The sequence below is a fragment of the Microbulbifer mixtoriginis (SeqCode) genome (assembly GCF_052466865.1).
Genome location: NZ_CP174293.1, coordinates 4,772,998 through 4,787,824, shown reverse-complemented (window position 1 = coordinate 4,787,824; position 14,827 = coordinate 4,772,998). Strand labels below are relative to the sequence as shown.

Here is a 14,827-nt window from a genome sequence, read left to right as displayed (position 1 = left end):
GTGAAAGTCAGGTTTATCCCCAGCGGGTGTAAGAAAAGGGCAACTCTGGCGAGCTGCACGGTAAAGGAGCGCTAATGAAAACTGTAGCTATTGCAGCTTTTTCCACGAAGTTAGACGTATGTTCATTGATTTATCGCCACCACTTATCAGATAGAGTGTAAGTGGTCGTAGCAATATCACTTTTCTTCGCTCTTTGCGTGAGGAGCAAGTCCTCCAGTATTTGGCTATGTTTTTCTCCAGGCGTAGGGAGTATAAATGGTCCAACAAACCCAATGATCAGCTTTTGGATAAAGCGTCTCGTAGGGTGGCTATAAATTAGACTGAAAAGTCAGATAAGATAAGAATAACCTAAACATGCCAATGAGGGAGTGGCCCGATGCCGTCAGCATCCGTCGAAAGCCAGCTGAATCCGACTATTTGTCGGCGTATGTTGATCGCCTATCTGATTGAACAGATTCCCCGCCCCAACAATCCAGCCCTGGAAGAGGCTACCGGGTGGCCGCGACGCACGGTTCAGGACATTATTGCCAAGGGGTTACCAGGCCACGGCACACAGGTGGAGTTTATTCAGGAGGGGGTACGCCATAATGATGGCTATTACCGGCTTCACGACTGGGGCTCATTCGACCGCAATTGGGTGAAAAGCAACTTATCGGTGATCTGTCGGGTGCTGGGAGTCAGCATCGAATAGCCTTTTCTTCGCGGATACTCACCAATAAAGCATCTTATTTATTCTGAAAACCAGCTGACCGGAATTAGCACAAACACGTAGGCACAATTGAAAAGTTGCGCCGACCAGTGGCCGGCGACGAAATCCAATTATTTGTTAATTGAGCAGATTGGCGGTGCAGTGAGATATTGTGTCGGAATTACTGCGGTTTTTGGTTATGTCCCTGTTGCAGTATTTTATTGACCTTTTCCAGTAGGGCAGGATTAGATTTAATACTGCTGGCAATTTCCTGATATTTACTCTTTGATAACCCTGCCTTTTCAATAGCTGCGACCATCTTGCCCTGCGCTTCCTTGTTGAGGGCTTCAGCCTCTTTGATATCTGCAGCGGCCTTGAGCTTGGGGGCATACTCCCGGCTCAACATCACGATTGAGCGATAGGCATCAGCAAACTGCTTGAGCTGAGGTTCACTGAAGGAGACTTTTGGGGCCTCGGCCTGTGAAGTTGCTGTCTGGGCGGTCGCAAAGGGCACTGTGAGCAACAAGGCGAAAAGAGCGAGATATTTAAAAGGGAATTTCATTGGGCACTCCTGAAAGTTGGGGGGCGCTTTTGCTTCTACAGAGCAATACCCAGTCACACTGCTCAAATGCCTGGGTGTTGCTGCGGAATCCATCGGTAATTGAAAGCGTTGGCAATCAACTCTGAGACATTAGTTTCAGGGTAGTCAGTTTCAGAGCGGCTGTGGCGCCATTCCCCGCCACCGCAGCAATTTTTATCGGCGGTGGCTCAGGGCTAAAACAGGCCGAGGAACTTCCTGCGTTTTGGCAGAGACTGCTCACAGCTGTTGAGTTGTTGCTGGTAGCGCTGCGCTTTTGCAGAAACCTTGTGGGAAACCTTCTTGAGCCAGGTTTTATTTTTAAAACTACGCCGATTAAAGCCGCCGTGCCCCTCGTGGTAAGCCAGGTAGAGGTGGTAAGCGTCGCGAGTGCGGATTTGGCAGCGGCGCGCACTGGTATTGTTATACCAGCCAACAAAATCGATAGCGTCGCCAAAATCATCTCGATCGGCGCCATAGTTAAAGCTGGAACGTTGATATCCGCGCCAAGTGTTGCCGAGTGCCTGGGCGTAGCCATAGGCATCCGAGGGCCGAGGACCGGGAATAAAGCCGAGGATCTTGGTGCGCGGGGGGCGCGCATCATGCACAAAGCGCGACTCTTGGTGCAGAATGGCCATCATAACAGCCACAGGTGATCCCCATTTCTCCTCGGCAGCCTTGGCTTCCCGGTACCAGCTCTTCTTCTCACGAAAAATAGAGCAGATATTATCGAGGTTGCTCGGCGGGCTTGTGGCACAGCCCGCGCTCAGTGTCACGGCACCCAACAGTGCCGCCAGCAGTTTCTTATTCTTGTTTCCCATAATGTCTCTAGATTATCCAGCGGTGATGGTTTTCACTCCAGAGCTGGTGCCGAGCAGCAGCACATCCGCTGGGCGCTTGGCAAAGATTCCGTTAGTGACAACGCCAGTGATATTGTTGATTGCGTCTTCCAGATCCTTCGGTTGCTCAATCTTCAAGTTATACACATCCAAGATGGCATTGCCATTATCGGTAATCACACCCTGGCGATAGACAGGGTCTCCCCCCAGCTTTACCAGCTCGCGGGCTACCAGCGAACGGGCCATGGGAATGACTTCCACCGGCAGGGGAAAGTCGCCCAAAGTCTCTACCCACTTACTGTCATCGGCAATACAAACAAATTCCTCAGCACAGGCGGCGACAATTTTCTCGCGGGTCAGGGCCGCACCACCGCCTTTGATCAGCTCCAGGGCGGGGTTAGTCTCATCGGCACCATCCACATAAAACTGCATGCCATCCACGCTATTCAGTTCATAGACCGGGATACCGTGGGCCTTGAGTCTCTGTGCGGAGGCTTCAGAGCTGGCGACGGTGCCGTCAAATTGGCCTTTGATCTCTGCCAGGTAGTCGATAAAGAAATTGGCTGTGGAGCCGGTGCCAACGCCGACGATGGAATCGGCCTCCAGGCGCGGGGAGATATAGTCGATGGCGGCGCGAGCAGTAGCCTGCTTCAGTTCATCCTGGGTCATACGCTGGATAGTTTCCTGTGCAATTATTTCTGCTTTATCTATTTCTTTCGATAAAAAAAAGCGCAATAAATCTAAAAAAATGGCAATTATGCTGATCAAGGTTTAGACTGGCCTGCCGGTGTTGCGCTTGCGGCGGCTCCATGACCGCCCACTCCTGCTACTACGCTTGCCTGAGTCGCGCACAGAAATTAACCGCAACGGCAGTTGATACACGCCATGCCCAAGTCCTATATCAAGCGCATTTTAGACGCGCGCATTTACGATGTCGCCATTGAGACGCCTTTGGAGCCAATGTGCCAGTTGTCCCACCGTCTGGGAAACCGAATTTTGCTCAAGCGGGAAGACCTGCAGCCGGTTTTTTCCTTCAAGATTCGAGGCGCCTATAACAAGTTACTGCAACTGCCCCCGGAGCAACGTGCGCGCGGAGTAATTGCTGCCTCTGCGGGAAATCATGCCCAGGGGTTGGCAATGGGTGCCGCACAATTGGGGGTGCGCGCGACTATTGTGATGCCAAAGACCACCCCGCAAATTAAGGTCAGCGCCGTTCGTATGCGCGGTGCTGAGGTGGTGCTGTACGGGGATACTTTTGATGAGGCGGCCGGCCGTGCCCGCCAGCTGGTGCATGAACGCGACTTGGTATTTGTACATCCTTATGACGATCCGGATGTGATCGCCGGACAGGGCACCGTAGCCATGGAGTTATTGCGCCAGCATTCGGGTAATCTCGAGGCGGTTTTTATCCCGGTAGGCGGCGGCGGGCTTGCTGCGGGCATGGCGGCTTACATTAAATATGTGAGGCCGGAGACCCGTGTCTATGCCGTGGAGCCAGAGGAGGCGGCTTGTCTTAAAGCGGCCCTGAAGAGTGGTGACCGTGTCTGCTTGCCGCAGGTAGGGTTGTTTGCCGATGGCGTTGCGGTGGCACAAATTGGCAAGGAGACCTTCCGTGTGTTGCGCGAAACAGTGGATGACGTGATCACGGTTAGTACCGATGAAATTTGCGCGGCGATCAAGGATATTTTTGAAGACACTCGCTCAATTGCCGAACCGGCCGGGGCAGTAGGCTTGGCCGGCTTAAAAAAATATGCAGAGCAGAGTGGTGGCCGCAATGTGGCTCTGGCGACGGTGTGTAGTGGCGCCAATATTAATTTTGACCGGCTGCGTTATATCAGTGAGCGCACAGAAATTGGTGAGAAACGCGAAGCGGTGCTGGCCGTGCGTATTGAAGAGCGACCGGGCAGCTACCTGCGCTTTTGTCGCGATCTTGGGGACCGTGCTATCACCGAATTTAATTACCGTTATGCAGGCGATGGTGAGGCGCATATTTTTGTCGGCTTGCAGGTTTCTGCCGGCAGCGACCGCAGCCAGTTGGTAGAAGAGTTGGAGCGCAAAGGTTATAGCGTGACAGATCTTACCGATAATGAAATGGCCAAATTACATATCCGCCATTTAGTCGGTGGGAGAGTTCCGGGCTTGTGCCACGAGGTGGTCTACCGCTTTGAGTTTCCGGAGCGCCCCGGTGCGCTGCGGAAATTTCTCGAGCAATTAGCAGGCCGCTGGAATATCACCCTGTTTCACTACCGCAATCACGGTGCCGCTTACGGCCGGGTCCTAGCGGGTATGCAGGTTGACCCCTCTGAGCGCGAGGAGTTATTGGATCTGTTGGAGCAACTGCAGTTTCCATTTTGGGATGAAACTGAAAATCCCGCTTACAGCTTCTTTCTGGGTAGTTGATCCCAATTTGGGGGCATGGCGAGAAAGGTATCTCTTCACTTTCTTTTCGGGTAGACCAGGGTTTAAGTTTTGTCGAACCCCCTTGAGCAAAAATGCGACAAAAAACGCAGAAATTATTCAATAAACGGTTACTATTCCGACGATTGTTCAGTATCTTCTTTTGTCGTGGAACTTTTGCTATGGCTTAGGTCATAAGCGGGGTGAAACGCATATAACAAAAAAATTGATCGTACAGGATGGTCCCAATGAAAGCCGATGCGCTGACAATCGCCGTGGTTGTCTTTGTCGCGGGCGTTCTGCTGAGTACTAGTGGTTTGACCGAGGTATTTGCCTCGGAAAAAGAACCGCCAGCTGCTCTGCAAGAGGGAGTGGTTACCCGTTAGGCTGATGCCGGGGGGCGCTCTGCCCAAGCACAACAAAAAAGGCCGGATACCTATGGTGTCCGGCCTTTTTTGTTTGTGCTTTTGCGCCTAGCTAGTTTTTTATAGGCCGGTGAGTGCTCAAAAACTTTGGCATTATGTGATGTTTGTCAGAGAGTTGTTGCTCACGAATTACCGGCAACGATAGATACGCTTCTCTGTCACCACCATATCGAGAGGAATATCCCAGTTATCCGTTGGCAGCTGATCCACACATTGCAATTGGTGGGCGGCGCCAATTAGCAGTGGTCCACTACCGGGCAGCAATTGTTTGTGTTCAAAGGTACGATCATAAAAACCCGCGCCCATCCCCAGACGGGCGCCATTGGGATCGAAAGCCACCAGTGGTACCAGCACTAGGTCTAATATGCCTGCGGCCCGGCTGGGGCTTCGCACTGGCTCAGGAATATCGAAACGGTTTCGAAAAGGTAGCGGGCTGCCATTCCACTGCTTGAAGCCCAGGTGTGGGTGTGGTTCCACCGGTAGTATTGGCAGGTAGAAGCGCTTCTTCGGAAAGCGTTGTAATAGAGGGCGAACATCTAACTCACCATCCATTGGCCAGTAAATACCAATATGGAGGGCGCGCTTCATCTGCGGAATTCGGTTCAGCAAAGTGATGGCAGAGCGGCCATGCAGACGCTGTTGGTAGGCACTAAGCTGCCTCCGCCCCGCGCGCATACGCCGTCGCAGCTGCGTTTTATTTTCGCTCATGAATTGGGGGAGTAATAGAAAAAGAAATGGAAACCCCGAGTGTGCGGCTGTAGACGGAGCCTTGAACCGTAAGGTTCAAGGTGGCAGTCTCCGGGGTACATAAGGCTTTCCGCTACATGGCGGACCTGCACACCAGCACCCGCTGGAAACCACCAGGGTAAGATTATCGGCTCAAGGACATAGTCTGCTGGCCAACACCCCAGGGTATGTACTAATTATAACTTGTTGAAAGGGGGGCTGTTAACCGCAAATTGGGATGTTTTGCGGCACTGCTGGCAAAGTTATGACTGGGCCTCGCTTTCTGGGTCGGTATCCCCCAGGGCGTTTTGCATCTTATTTTGAAGCCGTTCCAGGATTTCTTTCTGCAGGGGAATACTGCTTAATTCCGCTTTCGCTTGGATAAGTTCGTGGGCAATATTGAGCGCGGCCATCACGGCAATACGCTCTACGCCAATAACGGTGCCGGTGGTTCGGATTCGAGACATGCGCTCATTAAGTAATTGAGCGGAAGCCTGTAGTCCCGCACGCTCGCCGTCGGCACAGGCAACGCGGTACTCTTTGCCGAGAATGGAAACGGTGACGGTTTCAGAAGTTAATGCAGAGTCTGCCATCAGGATTCTTGCGTAAGCCCTTTGAGACGATTAATCATGGCTTCAACCCGCGAACGGGCGGCCTCATTATTTTTAATTAAGCGCTGGCGTTCGCGCAGCCAGTCGGCTTCCTGCCGGCGCAGTTCACGATTGTCATTAGCCAGCTGTTGGCAGCGGGCGATCAGTGAATCCACGGTGCTTTCTAACGCTTGCAGCTTATCCATATTTCCTGCGTTTGAGGTCTACGTCTGAGTTCGCAACACGACAGACTGCGAGGGATTCCGCTACTATATTGCCGGCGAAATGGTGGGTCAATCGCTCCACCTGCGTGGACAATCACAAAATTGTCCTTAGAACCCCGATTCTCATGCCTGCTGCTGCCACCGCAGCGCATCGAATCCATCCCGATTAAGAAAAACTGTGCGGTAATCATGACTTCAGAAAACAACCGATTTGAGCAGCTCGCCAATGCCATTCTCTCCGCGGGTGGTCAGGTGGACCCGAGTGAGTTACACGGCTTTACCTGTGGCGTGTTGGCTGCTGGCGCCGAACCGGATAAAAAACGCTGGCAAAAAGAACTGGCGGAGTTACTCGACCTTGAGGCGGTACCCGCAGATCTGGATCGGGACTTATTGCAATTGGCGGAGGAAAGCCGCAAGCAGCTGGGTGGATCGGATTTCTCTTTTCAGCTGCTCCTCTGCGACGATGAAGATATTGTCAGCCGCACTCTGGCCCTGGGGCACTGGTGTGAGGGTTTTTTACACGGGTTTGGCATCGGTGGAGCAGAAGTAAAGATGCAGCCCACCAGTGAAGAGGCGCTCAAAGATATTGGAGCTATCTCCCAAGTTGATGCTGATCACGTTGAAGAGAGTGAAGAAGCTGAACAGCAATTAATTGAGTTGCAGGAGTATGTGCGGGTTGCGGTGCTCAACATATTTACCGAAGTGCGCGGCAGCCACTCCGGCAGCGGCCCCACCGTCCACTGATGAGCGGCAGCGAAAGCGCAAAAGATCCGCTGATTAGCGGGGCGGAATATGCCCTGCGACGCGCCCGGCTTATGGCGGGGTTGGCCCCGGATAGCCTGGCGATCATCTCATCGGCTGGGGAACAGCTGCGCTCCCGCGATACCTACTTTCCTTTTCGACAGGACAGCGACTTTCTCTATTTAACCGGATTCGATGAGCCGGAATCATTACTGGTGCTTCTACCCGGCCGCAGTCAGGGAGACACGTTGCTGTTTTGTCGCGAGCGCGATAAAGAGAAGGAACTTTGGGATGGGCCACGTCTGGGACCAGAACGCGCAGTAGCTCAATTTGGTCTTTCGGATGCTTTTCCCATCGGCGACCTCGACGATATTCTGCCCGGATTAATGGAAGGGCGAGAGCGTATTTACTTCCCTATGGGGCGCTATGCCCATTTGGATCGACGGCTGCGCGCTTATCTACAGGCGATACAGGAGGCGCCCTCCAGCAAGGGGGCGCCGGAAATGCTTGACCTGGATTATCAGTTGCGCGAGCTGCGTCTGCTCAAGAGCGAACGGGAATTGGATTTGATGGCCCGTGCAGGGGAAATTAGCGCTGCTGCACATCACTGCGCCATGGTGCGCTGCCAGCCGGGACTTTACGAATACCAGTTGGAGGCGGCTCTCTTACATAGCTTTATGGATGCTGGTGCCCGGGAAACTGCCTACCCGACAATAGTCGGCAGCGGTCGCAATGCCCTGATTATGCACTATTGCAGCAATAAGGCACGGATGCGCGATGGCGACTTGGTATTGGTCGATGCGGGTTGTGAATACCGGGGGTACGTCGCCGATATTACCCGAACCTATCCGGTCAATGGCCGTTTTAGTGATGCGCAAAAAGCAGTGTATGAAATTGTCTTGGCGGCGCAGGCGGCAGCAATGGAGCAGGTTTGTGTCGGCAACCACTGGGATCAGCCTCATGGTGCCAGTGTTGAGGTAATCACACGCGGCTTGCTGGACTTGGGGCTGTTGCAAGGAGACTTTCGTGAACTGATCGATTCGGGTGCCTATCAGCGTTTTTATATGCACCGTGTTGGGCACTGGTTGGGTATGGATGTCCACGATGTGGGCGACTATCGGGTACAGGGCGCTTGGCGGCAATTGAAAGCGGGCATGGTGATGACTATAGAGCCCGGTATTTATATTCCGGCAAACGATGATCGCATACCTCTGGAATTTCGCGGTATGGGGATTCGTATTGAAGACGATGTCGCGCTCACTGCCGAAGGTGTGAGGGTTTTGTCTGAGGGTGCTCCAAAAGCCGTGGCAGACATTGAGTACACCATGCGCCATGGGCGGGATTTACTGACCCGCTAATTTAATTTGAGATTTTATTATTCAGTGGGCAGAGCTATTTAGACCACTGGGTAAGGGGAGGTTTCCATGAGTGAGCCGCTAGAGCGGGTAGATGTGGCCATTGTTGGTGGTGGTATGGCCGGTGCCAGTCTGGCACTGATGCTGGCACATTTCTGTCCTCACCTCAGTGTCCAGTTAATGGAGCAGAGGTCTCTGCCCAATGCCTCAGCGAGTGTGCAATTGCCCAGCTTTGATACCCGCGCCACAGCGATTGCTGCCGGCAGTCTGCAGCTGTTTGAGCAGCTGGGTCTTTGGCCGGCAGTGCGGGAGTACAGTGCTCCAATCAAACGTATCCAGGTGAGTGATCGCGGCCATGCCTTTGGCGCGGCCCTCTCTGCAGGCGCACAGAAGCAGGCCAGTTTTGCTGGAATGCTGGGAGCCGTCATCGAAAATGCGGCGCTGGGGCCCATCCTGCACAATGCTCTAAATGACACTGCGGTCAGGCTTATCTCCCCAGCTCGGGTAACTTCGGTGCAGATGGATAATGAGGGCGCTAACTTGTGTTGGACAGCCGTGGATGGCGGTTCGGAACAGGTAATGAAATGTGACCTGTTGGTTGTTGCTGACGGTGTCGATTCACCGCTGTGCAAGCAGCTGGGCATGGAAATTGACACAGTAAAGTACCAACAGAGGGCGTTGGTCACTACTGTTGCTCTACAACGGGACCACGATGGCGTTGCCTATGAGCGCTTCACTGCATCCGGCCCCATGGCGCTGTTGCCTCTACCTCGTCGTGAGGGAGTACACCGCGCCGCTGTGGTTTGGGCCTGTGCCGAAGAGGAGGCCGATGTAGTTTGTGCGCTGCCAGAGCAGCAGCGCTTGCAGCGCTTGCAACAGCAATTTGGGTGGCGAGCCGGTCGATTTATCAGAGCTGGGGCCCTACAAGGGTATCCTCTCAGTCTTTCTCTGGCTCGTGAGCAGTGGCGTCGTAACCTGGTTTTGTTGGGTAATTGTGCCCACTTCTTGCACCCGGTGGCGGGTCAGGGGTTTAACCTGACCCTGCGCGATTGTTATGCCCTGGCCCAGTCACTGGCGCGGTCGCAAGTGCAGAGTGGCTCAGTGGGGCAGCTGGAGTGGCTGGCGGCCTATGGGGAAAACCGAAGGCTCGACCAGCAGTTAACCGTAGGTTTCAGTGACCGAATCCCGGCATTGTTTTCCTCGGCTAACCCTTTCCAGCAAGTAGTACGCCAACTGGGGATGCTTGGCCTTACACTGGTACCGCCACTGCGGCAGCAGTTTGCCGGGCAGGCGGCAGGATTTGGGCTTTAACCCCAAGCCAAAATGGCGGGGTTTCAAGCGTTGCACCGCGATGGGCGCTAAATTTGGCACAACAGTGGAATTGGCTAGATATGAATAGACACCGTTTGGACTTTGCCATTGTCGGCGCGGGAATGGTGGGTATGGCTCAGGCAGCACTGCTCGCTGTGCGCCACCCAAATATGCGCTTGGCGCTGTTGGAGGCTTCTCCAGAGACCACTGTGCAGCAATCCGATAGCTACGAGCCGCGGGTTGTGGCGCTTACCCAGGCGTCACGTGAGTTGCTCGAAGAGGTTGGAGCCTGGGAGGATATCTCCGCGCAACGGGCCTGCCCCTACGTGGAGATGCGCGTTTGGGATGCTGATGGTACTGGTTCGGTGCGCTTTAACAGCCGCGATGTGCAATTGCCCAATCTGGGGCATATCGTCGAGAACAATATTATCGTCGCCGCTTTACGCGCGCGGCTAGAGGCCCTGCCCAATGTTGAGCTGGTTAACAGCTTCCGCTTGGAGAGCTGGTGGCGCGACTGTGGACTTTGGCATTTACAGCCGCGGGGCGAGCAGTCTGATGATGGGGTCGAAGGTTTGCGCGAGCAGGCTGAGATAGTGCAAACACGCCTGCTGATCGGCGCTGATGGGGCTCGTTCCAAGGTTCGTGATTTATTGCGCATCCGCTGCCAGGAAACCGATTACCACCAGACCGCTCTGGTCTGTGTAGCCCGCTGTGAGAAGTCCCACCGACACACCGCCTGGCAACGCTTCATGCAAAGCGGCCCCTTGGCCTTCTTGCCGATGGCCGGTCTCGGAGACGACAACCACTGTGCCGTGGTTTGGTCGGCAGATGATTCTCTCGCGCGTGAATTGCTGATGCTGGATGACCAGGCGTTTGCCCTCAATCTTGAAAAGGCCATTGAGAGCCGCCTCGGTAAAGTGGAATCCGTCAGTGAGCGTTTCTCTTTCCCCCTGCGCGCGCGCCATGCAGAGCGCTACCACGGACCCGGTGCGGTGCTGGTTGGGGATGCCGCTCACAGTATTCACCCACTTGCGGGGCAGGGGGTTAACCTGGGCTTCCAGGACGTACGCGTACTCACCGATGAAATAGATCGCGCTTTGTCACGCGGCCTGGAGCCGGCACATACCTCGGTATTGGCGCGCTATGAACGCCGCCGCCGTGGAGATAATGCCTCGACATTAAAGGCCATGAGCGCCTTTAAATCCCTGTTTGGTGCTGGAGATTTGCACTGGCGCTGGCTGCGTAATACCGGCTTGAGTATGGTGGACGCCAGTCCCATGCTAAAGAAGCGTATTATCTTGCGGGCCATGGCGGTTTAAATCGGATCTGTCTTAAATTACCCATCGGCCAGACCAAAGCTGGCCGATGGGTATATCAATAAAACCGTTAGAGCAGCCTGCCTGCCAGCTGATAATTTACCTCCGTAGCACAAGCCGGAATTAAGGGTTTCCCGAATTGAGTCAGTGGATTTTTGTTTACAGTTTCCCCCTCTCCAAGGATCTCGGTGCGCTGGCGCGGTTTATCCAGCGCCACCAGTTACCTTTGCGTATCACCGAGGAAAAAAATCAGCAGTTACTACTCTGCCCGGATGCTGGTTTGGCAGAAATGCTTAAGCCTCTACTGCAGCGTTGGGATTCTGGTGAGCTGGATCTCGATCAGGTACAAATGCAGAGGCCAGAGGAGCGAGAGCCTGGCAGTGAAGGGGGGCAAACCTCTGCGGCTGCAACTGACAGCCAGCCTGGAAATACAGGGGATAATCCCGGTAAAAAACATAGTGATGCGGTCTCTGTCCTGCCAAGTTTTCCGTTGGACAGGACTCCACTCAGCCTTTTATTAATTGCGCTGTGTTTTTTCGGCTGGTTTTTACAGGTTAATAATTTATCCAGTGGCTTATTAATTTACCCCGATCCAAATGCTGCGGACTCTTTTTCACAATCCTCACTGGTCTGGCATTTGGAGCGGGGGCAATGGTGGAGAATATTCACGCCAGCAGTTGTGCACTTCTCCCTGCCCCATGCACTGTTTAATGCCCTGGGGATCTGGATTCTGGGCAGGCCAATAGAGGCCCGTGGTGGCAGTATTTTATTTGTTGTATTGGTGCTGCTCGGCGCCGCCGCCTCCAATCTGGCCCAGTATTTTTGGCAGCCTGGGATTCGTTTTGGCGGTATGTCTGGCGTCGTTTATGCCTTGGTCGGTTTCGCCTTGGTTTTACAGCGTTTTCAGCCTCTGTGGCGGGATATACCTGCAGGAATTCTCACTGTAGCCCTGGTGTGGCTGTTATTGTGCGCTCTGGGTGTTGTGACTCTATTAACTGGCGTTGGGGTAGCTAACGCCGCTCATATCGGTGGGTTACTCAGTGGCTTAATAATTGCTCTTGTGTACAGCGCATTAGGAGGTCCGCGAAGATTTGCCTCCGCGTAGATAGTTTAAATATAGCGAGATGATAAGCCATTATCGCGTAGTGCGATCTCTTATGGTTATCGAAATGTCTTATTGGGATCGTTAATGTTTATCTGAATTCAGGCTCAGGATGGAAAAATTAACAAAAAGTACCCAATCTTTGTTCCAATGAATTGGTCTGATTCAACCTTTTTTTTCTTATTGATTGAGACGAGCTGAGTGGCCTGAGAGCTGGTCGGAATAGTGGGCCAGTGGATAATTGCGTACTCTATCTTCCCCAGGGTGCGTTTGATATAAAAGGCATAAAATATCTCTCTGCATTGTTACTCAGCATTAGGCATGGACTGTTAATGTTGAGATTAAGAGTCGGTATTTTCTCTCTCGCCGCCTTGCCCTAAGCGTTCCCCATATACCTCCGAAAATATCAATAAATCCAGGAAGGAACTCTTATGAGATGTATTTTCGTACTGATATCCTCGCTTTTACTAACAATGGCTGCTGGAGCTGAAGAGGCTCAGCGCTTGTCAGCCGAAGTGCTTTGGAAAATAAAGCGCGTGGGCACTCCAGTGATTTCTCCCTCTGGTGAACAGGTAGTAGCCCCTGTGACAACTTTTGATCTTGAACAGGATAAGGGGGAAACCCGCTTGTGGTTGCTCTCTACTGATGGTGATATCCAGAGGCCATTAACGGCTGTTGGGCTCAGTGTTTCGGAGCCGGTATTTTCCCCAGATGGTAAACATTTGGCTTTTATTGGCAAACGAAGTGATGACGATATCAAGCAAATTTTGATATTGCCTATGGCTGCTCCCGGAGAGGCGGTGCGTTTGAGTGAGGTACCGGCTGGTGTCTCATCGATAAAGTGGGTGGGGGACCACCTTTATTTTATCTCGCGTATTTGGCCGGATAAAGCGCCGGAAGAAATGGCTGACCGAGTTAAGGAAGAAAAAGAGAAAAAGGTGTCTGCCTATGTCTGGAACGCATTGCCTTTTTCTTTTTGGGATAGCTGGATAGATGAGCAGCGGCAGGCACATGTATTCAGAATCCCAGCCAAAGGCGGTGCGGTAGAAAATCTGACTTTGAGGACGGGTTTAGAGCTTCCCAACTGGATCCAGGGGGCAGAAAGTTATGACGTATCGCCCGACGAGTCACACCTCGCTATTGTGGCCGATTCCAAGAAAAGTGGTACTCGCCCAGACTTCGATGTGTTCCTGCTGGAGCCCGGTTCCCCTAAAGCCAGAAATTTGACCTTGGCCAATGAGGCGCCAGACTTCAATCCAAAGTTTTCACCGGATGGCCGTTTGTTAGCCTTTAATCGCCAGCTTATATCGGGTTTTTATGGTGATACGCGCCGCCTGGTGGTACACAGGTTGCGCTCTAGGCAGAACACTGTTTTACATGAGGAATGGGATAGATCCACAGATGGTATGGTTTGGGCACCCAGTGGGGGTGGTCTCTATGCCGCAGTCGACGACCAGGGCACTCGGCGAATTTACTATCTGCCCGTCGGTAATGGCGACCCAAGAGTAATCACCGATTCGACCGACTTTAGTAATTTGTCTGTTGCCAGTGATGGTACTCTGGTAGGTATTAACCAGAGCTTTCTCTACCCGCCAAGGGTGGTCAGTATTGATGCAAGAAATGGGGGAGTGGAGCGGCTGGATAGCTTTAATGATGATTTATTTGCCAATATCGATCTGGGAACTTACGAGTCGGTGACATTTACCGGAGCGGAAGGCGCCGATATTCAGATGTGGGTGCATTATCCACCGGGCTTTGATCGGAATCAGAAGTATCCATTAATGCTGTTACTCCACGGCGGTCCACACAATGCCGTCACCGATACCTTTCATTTTCGCTGGAATGCGCAAACCTTTGCCTCTTGGGGCTATGTTACCGCCTGGTTTAATTTCCATGGCTCCTCCGGGTTTGGTCAGGCATTTGCAGATTCCATCAATCCAGACTGGCTCAGTCGGCCGTATACCGACACCATCGCTGCAGCCGATTGGTTTAAATCGCAGAGTTGGATAGACAAGGATCAGTTAGTGGCAGCGGGAGGCAGTTACGGTGGCTATTTGGCGAGTATTCTGTTGGGTCGCGAACATCCATTTAATGCCCTGGTAATTCATGCTCCGGTGTATAACCTCTACTCCATGCTGGCAGCAGATTTTTCGGTACACGGGATTCGCTTTGGCGAATATTGGCAGAGCCCGGAGATTTACCCCTCAATTTCACCGCATACTTATGCGGCTCAATTCAAGACGCCGAGCTTGGTTATTCACGGTCAAAACGATCTGAGAGTGCCGGTTGGCCAATCCTTCGAGTTGTTTCGCACTTTGCAAGAGCGCGGTGTTGAATCGCGCCTGATTTACTATCCCGATGAAAACCATTGGGTACTAAAACCGAATAATTCGTTGCACTGGTACGGACAGGTGCGTGAGTGGGTTGAGCGCTTTGCCGCACCTAATAGAGGCACCGAAGCCTCTGCCAATGTAACGAAGTAAAGCTCGTTGGCAACTGGAGAGAGTTGGCTTTCTCTCCACTTGGTTTGTCCTGG

General features: G+C 52.9%; 15 protein-coding genes and 1 other RNA gene. 9 read left to right on the top strand and 7 right to left on the bottom strand.

Annotation, left to right across the window (positions count from 1 at the left end; translation table 11 throughout):
• The first annotated feature begins 376 nt into the window (after positions 1 to 376).
• Positions 377 to 691 (top strand): helix-turn-helix domain-containing protein, encoded by a 315-nt coding sequence (locus ACJJJA_RS21345; RefSeq protein ID WP_444883000.1) that lies wholly within the window; start codon positions 377 to 379, stop codon positions 689 to 691.
• Between the two features lie 178 nt (positions 692 to 869).
• Here the strand turns inward: ACJJJA_RS21345 and ACJJJA_RS21340 are convergent, their stop codons facing one another.
• The 3 genes from ACJJJA_RS21340 to rpiA form a co-directional block, all read right to left on the bottom strand.
• On the bottom strand, positions 870 to 1,250 hold the full coding sequence (locus ACJJJA_RS21340; RefSeq protein ID WP_252083599.1) for a DUF4168 domain-containing protein: 381 nt from the start codon (positions 1,248 to 1,250) through the stop codon (positions 870 to 872).
• Positions 1,251 to 1,462: 212 nt separating this feature from the next.
• A complete protein-coding gene (locus ACJJJA_RS21335) occupies positions 1,463 to 2,086 on the bottom strand; it encodes a transglycosylase SLT domain-containing protein (RefSeq protein WP_444903318.1) in 624 nt (207 codons plus the stop codon).
• A 12-nt stretch (positions 2,087 to 2,098) separates the two neighbouring features.
• Positions 2,099 to 2,773, bottom strand: a complete 675-nt coding sequence (gene rpiA / locus ACJJJA_RS21330) for a ribose-5-phosphate isomerase RpiA (RefSeq protein WP_252083597.1) — start codon at positions 2,771 to 2,773, stop codon at positions 2,099 to 2,101.
• 216 nt (positions 2,774 to 2,989) lie between these two features.
• Here rpiA and ilvA point away from each other — a divergent pair, with 216 nt between their 5' ends.
• Together ilvA and ACJJJA_RS21320 are read left to right on the top strand one after the other, a co-directional pair.
• A complete protein-coding gene (gene ilvA, locus ACJJJA_RS21325) occupies positions 2,990 to 4,504 on the top strand; it encodes a threonine ammonia-lyase, biosynthetic (protein ID WP_444903317.1) in 1,515 nt (504 codons plus the stop codon).
• Between the two features lie 245 nt (positions 4,505 to 4,749).
• Positions 4,750 to 4,887, top strand: coding sequence for a hypothetical protein (locus ACJJJA_RS21320; RefSeq protein WP_252083595.1), 138 nt, complete (start codon positions 4,750 to 4,752; stop codon positions 4,885 to 4,887).
• A 168-nt stretch (positions 4,888 to 5,055) separates the two neighbouring features.
• On the opposite strand, the gene ACJJJA_RS21315 is transcribed toward ACJJJA_RS21320, so the two are convergent.
• The 4 genes from ACJJJA_RS21315 to ACJJJA_RS21300 all read right to left on the bottom strand — a co-directional run bounded on the left by ACJJJA_RS21315 (position 5,056) and on the right by ACJJJA_RS21300 (position 6,448).
• On the bottom strand, positions 5,056 to 5,634 hold the full coding sequence (locus tag ACJJJA_RS21315) for a 5-formyltetrahydrofolate cyclo-ligase (RefSeq protein ID WP_444882996.1): 579 nt from the start codon (positions 5,632 to 5,634) through the stop codon (positions 5,056 to 5,058).
• A 28-nt stretch (positions 5,635 to 5,662) separates the two neighbouring features.
• Positions 5,663 to 5,843, bottom strand: a non-coding RNA gene (ssrS, locus tag ACJJJA_RS21310) — 6S RNA.
• Positions 5,844 to 5,915: 72 nt separating this feature from the next.
• Positions 5,916 to 6,245 carry a cell division protein ZapA gene (locus tag ACJJJA_RS21305; protein WP_252083593.1) on the bottom strand — a complete coding sequence of 110 codons (330 nt, stop codon included), beginning with the start codon at positions 6,243 to 6,245 and terminating at the stop codon, positions 5,916 to 5,918.
• Positions 6,245 to 6,448 carry a TIGR02449 family protein gene (locus ACJJJA_RS21300; protein WP_152455364.1) on the bottom strand — a complete coding sequence of 68 codons (204 nt, stop codon included), beginning with the start codon at positions 6,446 to 6,448 and terminating at the stop codon, positions 6,245 to 6,247. The genes ACJJJA_RS21305 and ACJJJA_RS21300 overlap by 1 nt, the downstream gene beginning before the upstream one ends.
• Positions 6,449 to 6,568: 120 nt before the next feature.
• Between ACJJJA_RS21300 and ACJJJA_RS21295 the strand changes: the two genes are divergently transcribed.
• From ACJJJA_RS21295 to ACJJJA_RS21270, 6 genes are all read left to right on the top strand, one after another.
• Positions 6,569 to 7,210 carry a UPF0149 family protein gene (locus tag ACJJJA_RS21295; protein WP_444882995.1) on the top strand — a complete coding sequence of 214 codons (642 nt, stop codon included), beginning with the start codon at positions 6,569 to 6,571 and terminating at the stop codon, positions 7,208 to 7,210.
• Positions 7,210 to 8,565 (top strand): aminopeptidase P N-terminal domain-containing protein, encoded by a 1,356-nt coding sequence (locus ACJJJA_RS21290; RefSeq protein WP_444903316.1) that lies wholly within the window; start codon positions 7,210 to 7,212, stop codon positions 8,563 to 8,565. Before ACJJJA_RS21295 ends, ACJJJA_RS21290 begins: the two co-directional genes overlap by 1 nt.
• Positions 8,566 to 8,631: 66 nt before the next feature.
• Complete coding sequence (ubiH, locus tag ACJJJA_RS21285) at positions 8,632 to 9,873, top strand: 2-octaprenyl-6-methoxyphenyl hydroxylase (protein WP_444903315.1); 1,242 nt, start codon at positions 8,632 to 8,634, stop codon at positions 9,871 to 9,873.
• An 80-nt stretch (positions 9,874 to 9,953) separates the two neighbouring features.
• Positions 9,954 to 11,192: a UbiH/UbiF/VisC/COQ6 family ubiquinone biosynthesis hydroxylase gene (locus ACJJJA_RS21280; protein ID WP_252083590.1), complete on the top strand. Its 1,239-nt coding sequence runs from the start codon at positions 9,954 to 9,956 to the stop codon at positions 11,190 to 11,192.
• A gap of 136 nt (positions 11,193 to 11,328) precedes the next feature.
• Entirely contained in the window at positions 11,329 to 12,294 is a 966-nt protein-coding gene (locus tag ACJJJA_RS21275) for a rhomboid family intramembrane serine protease (protein ID WP_444903314.1), read from the top strand.
• A 428-nt stretch (positions 12,295 to 12,722) separates the two neighbouring features.
• Complete coding sequence (locus ACJJJA_RS21270) at positions 12,723 to 14,774, top strand: alpha/beta hydrolase family protein (RefSeq protein ID WP_444903313.1); 2,052 nt, start codon at positions 12,723 to 12,725, stop codon at positions 14,772 to 14,774.
• Positions 14,775 to 14,827: the final 53 nt, after the last annotated feature.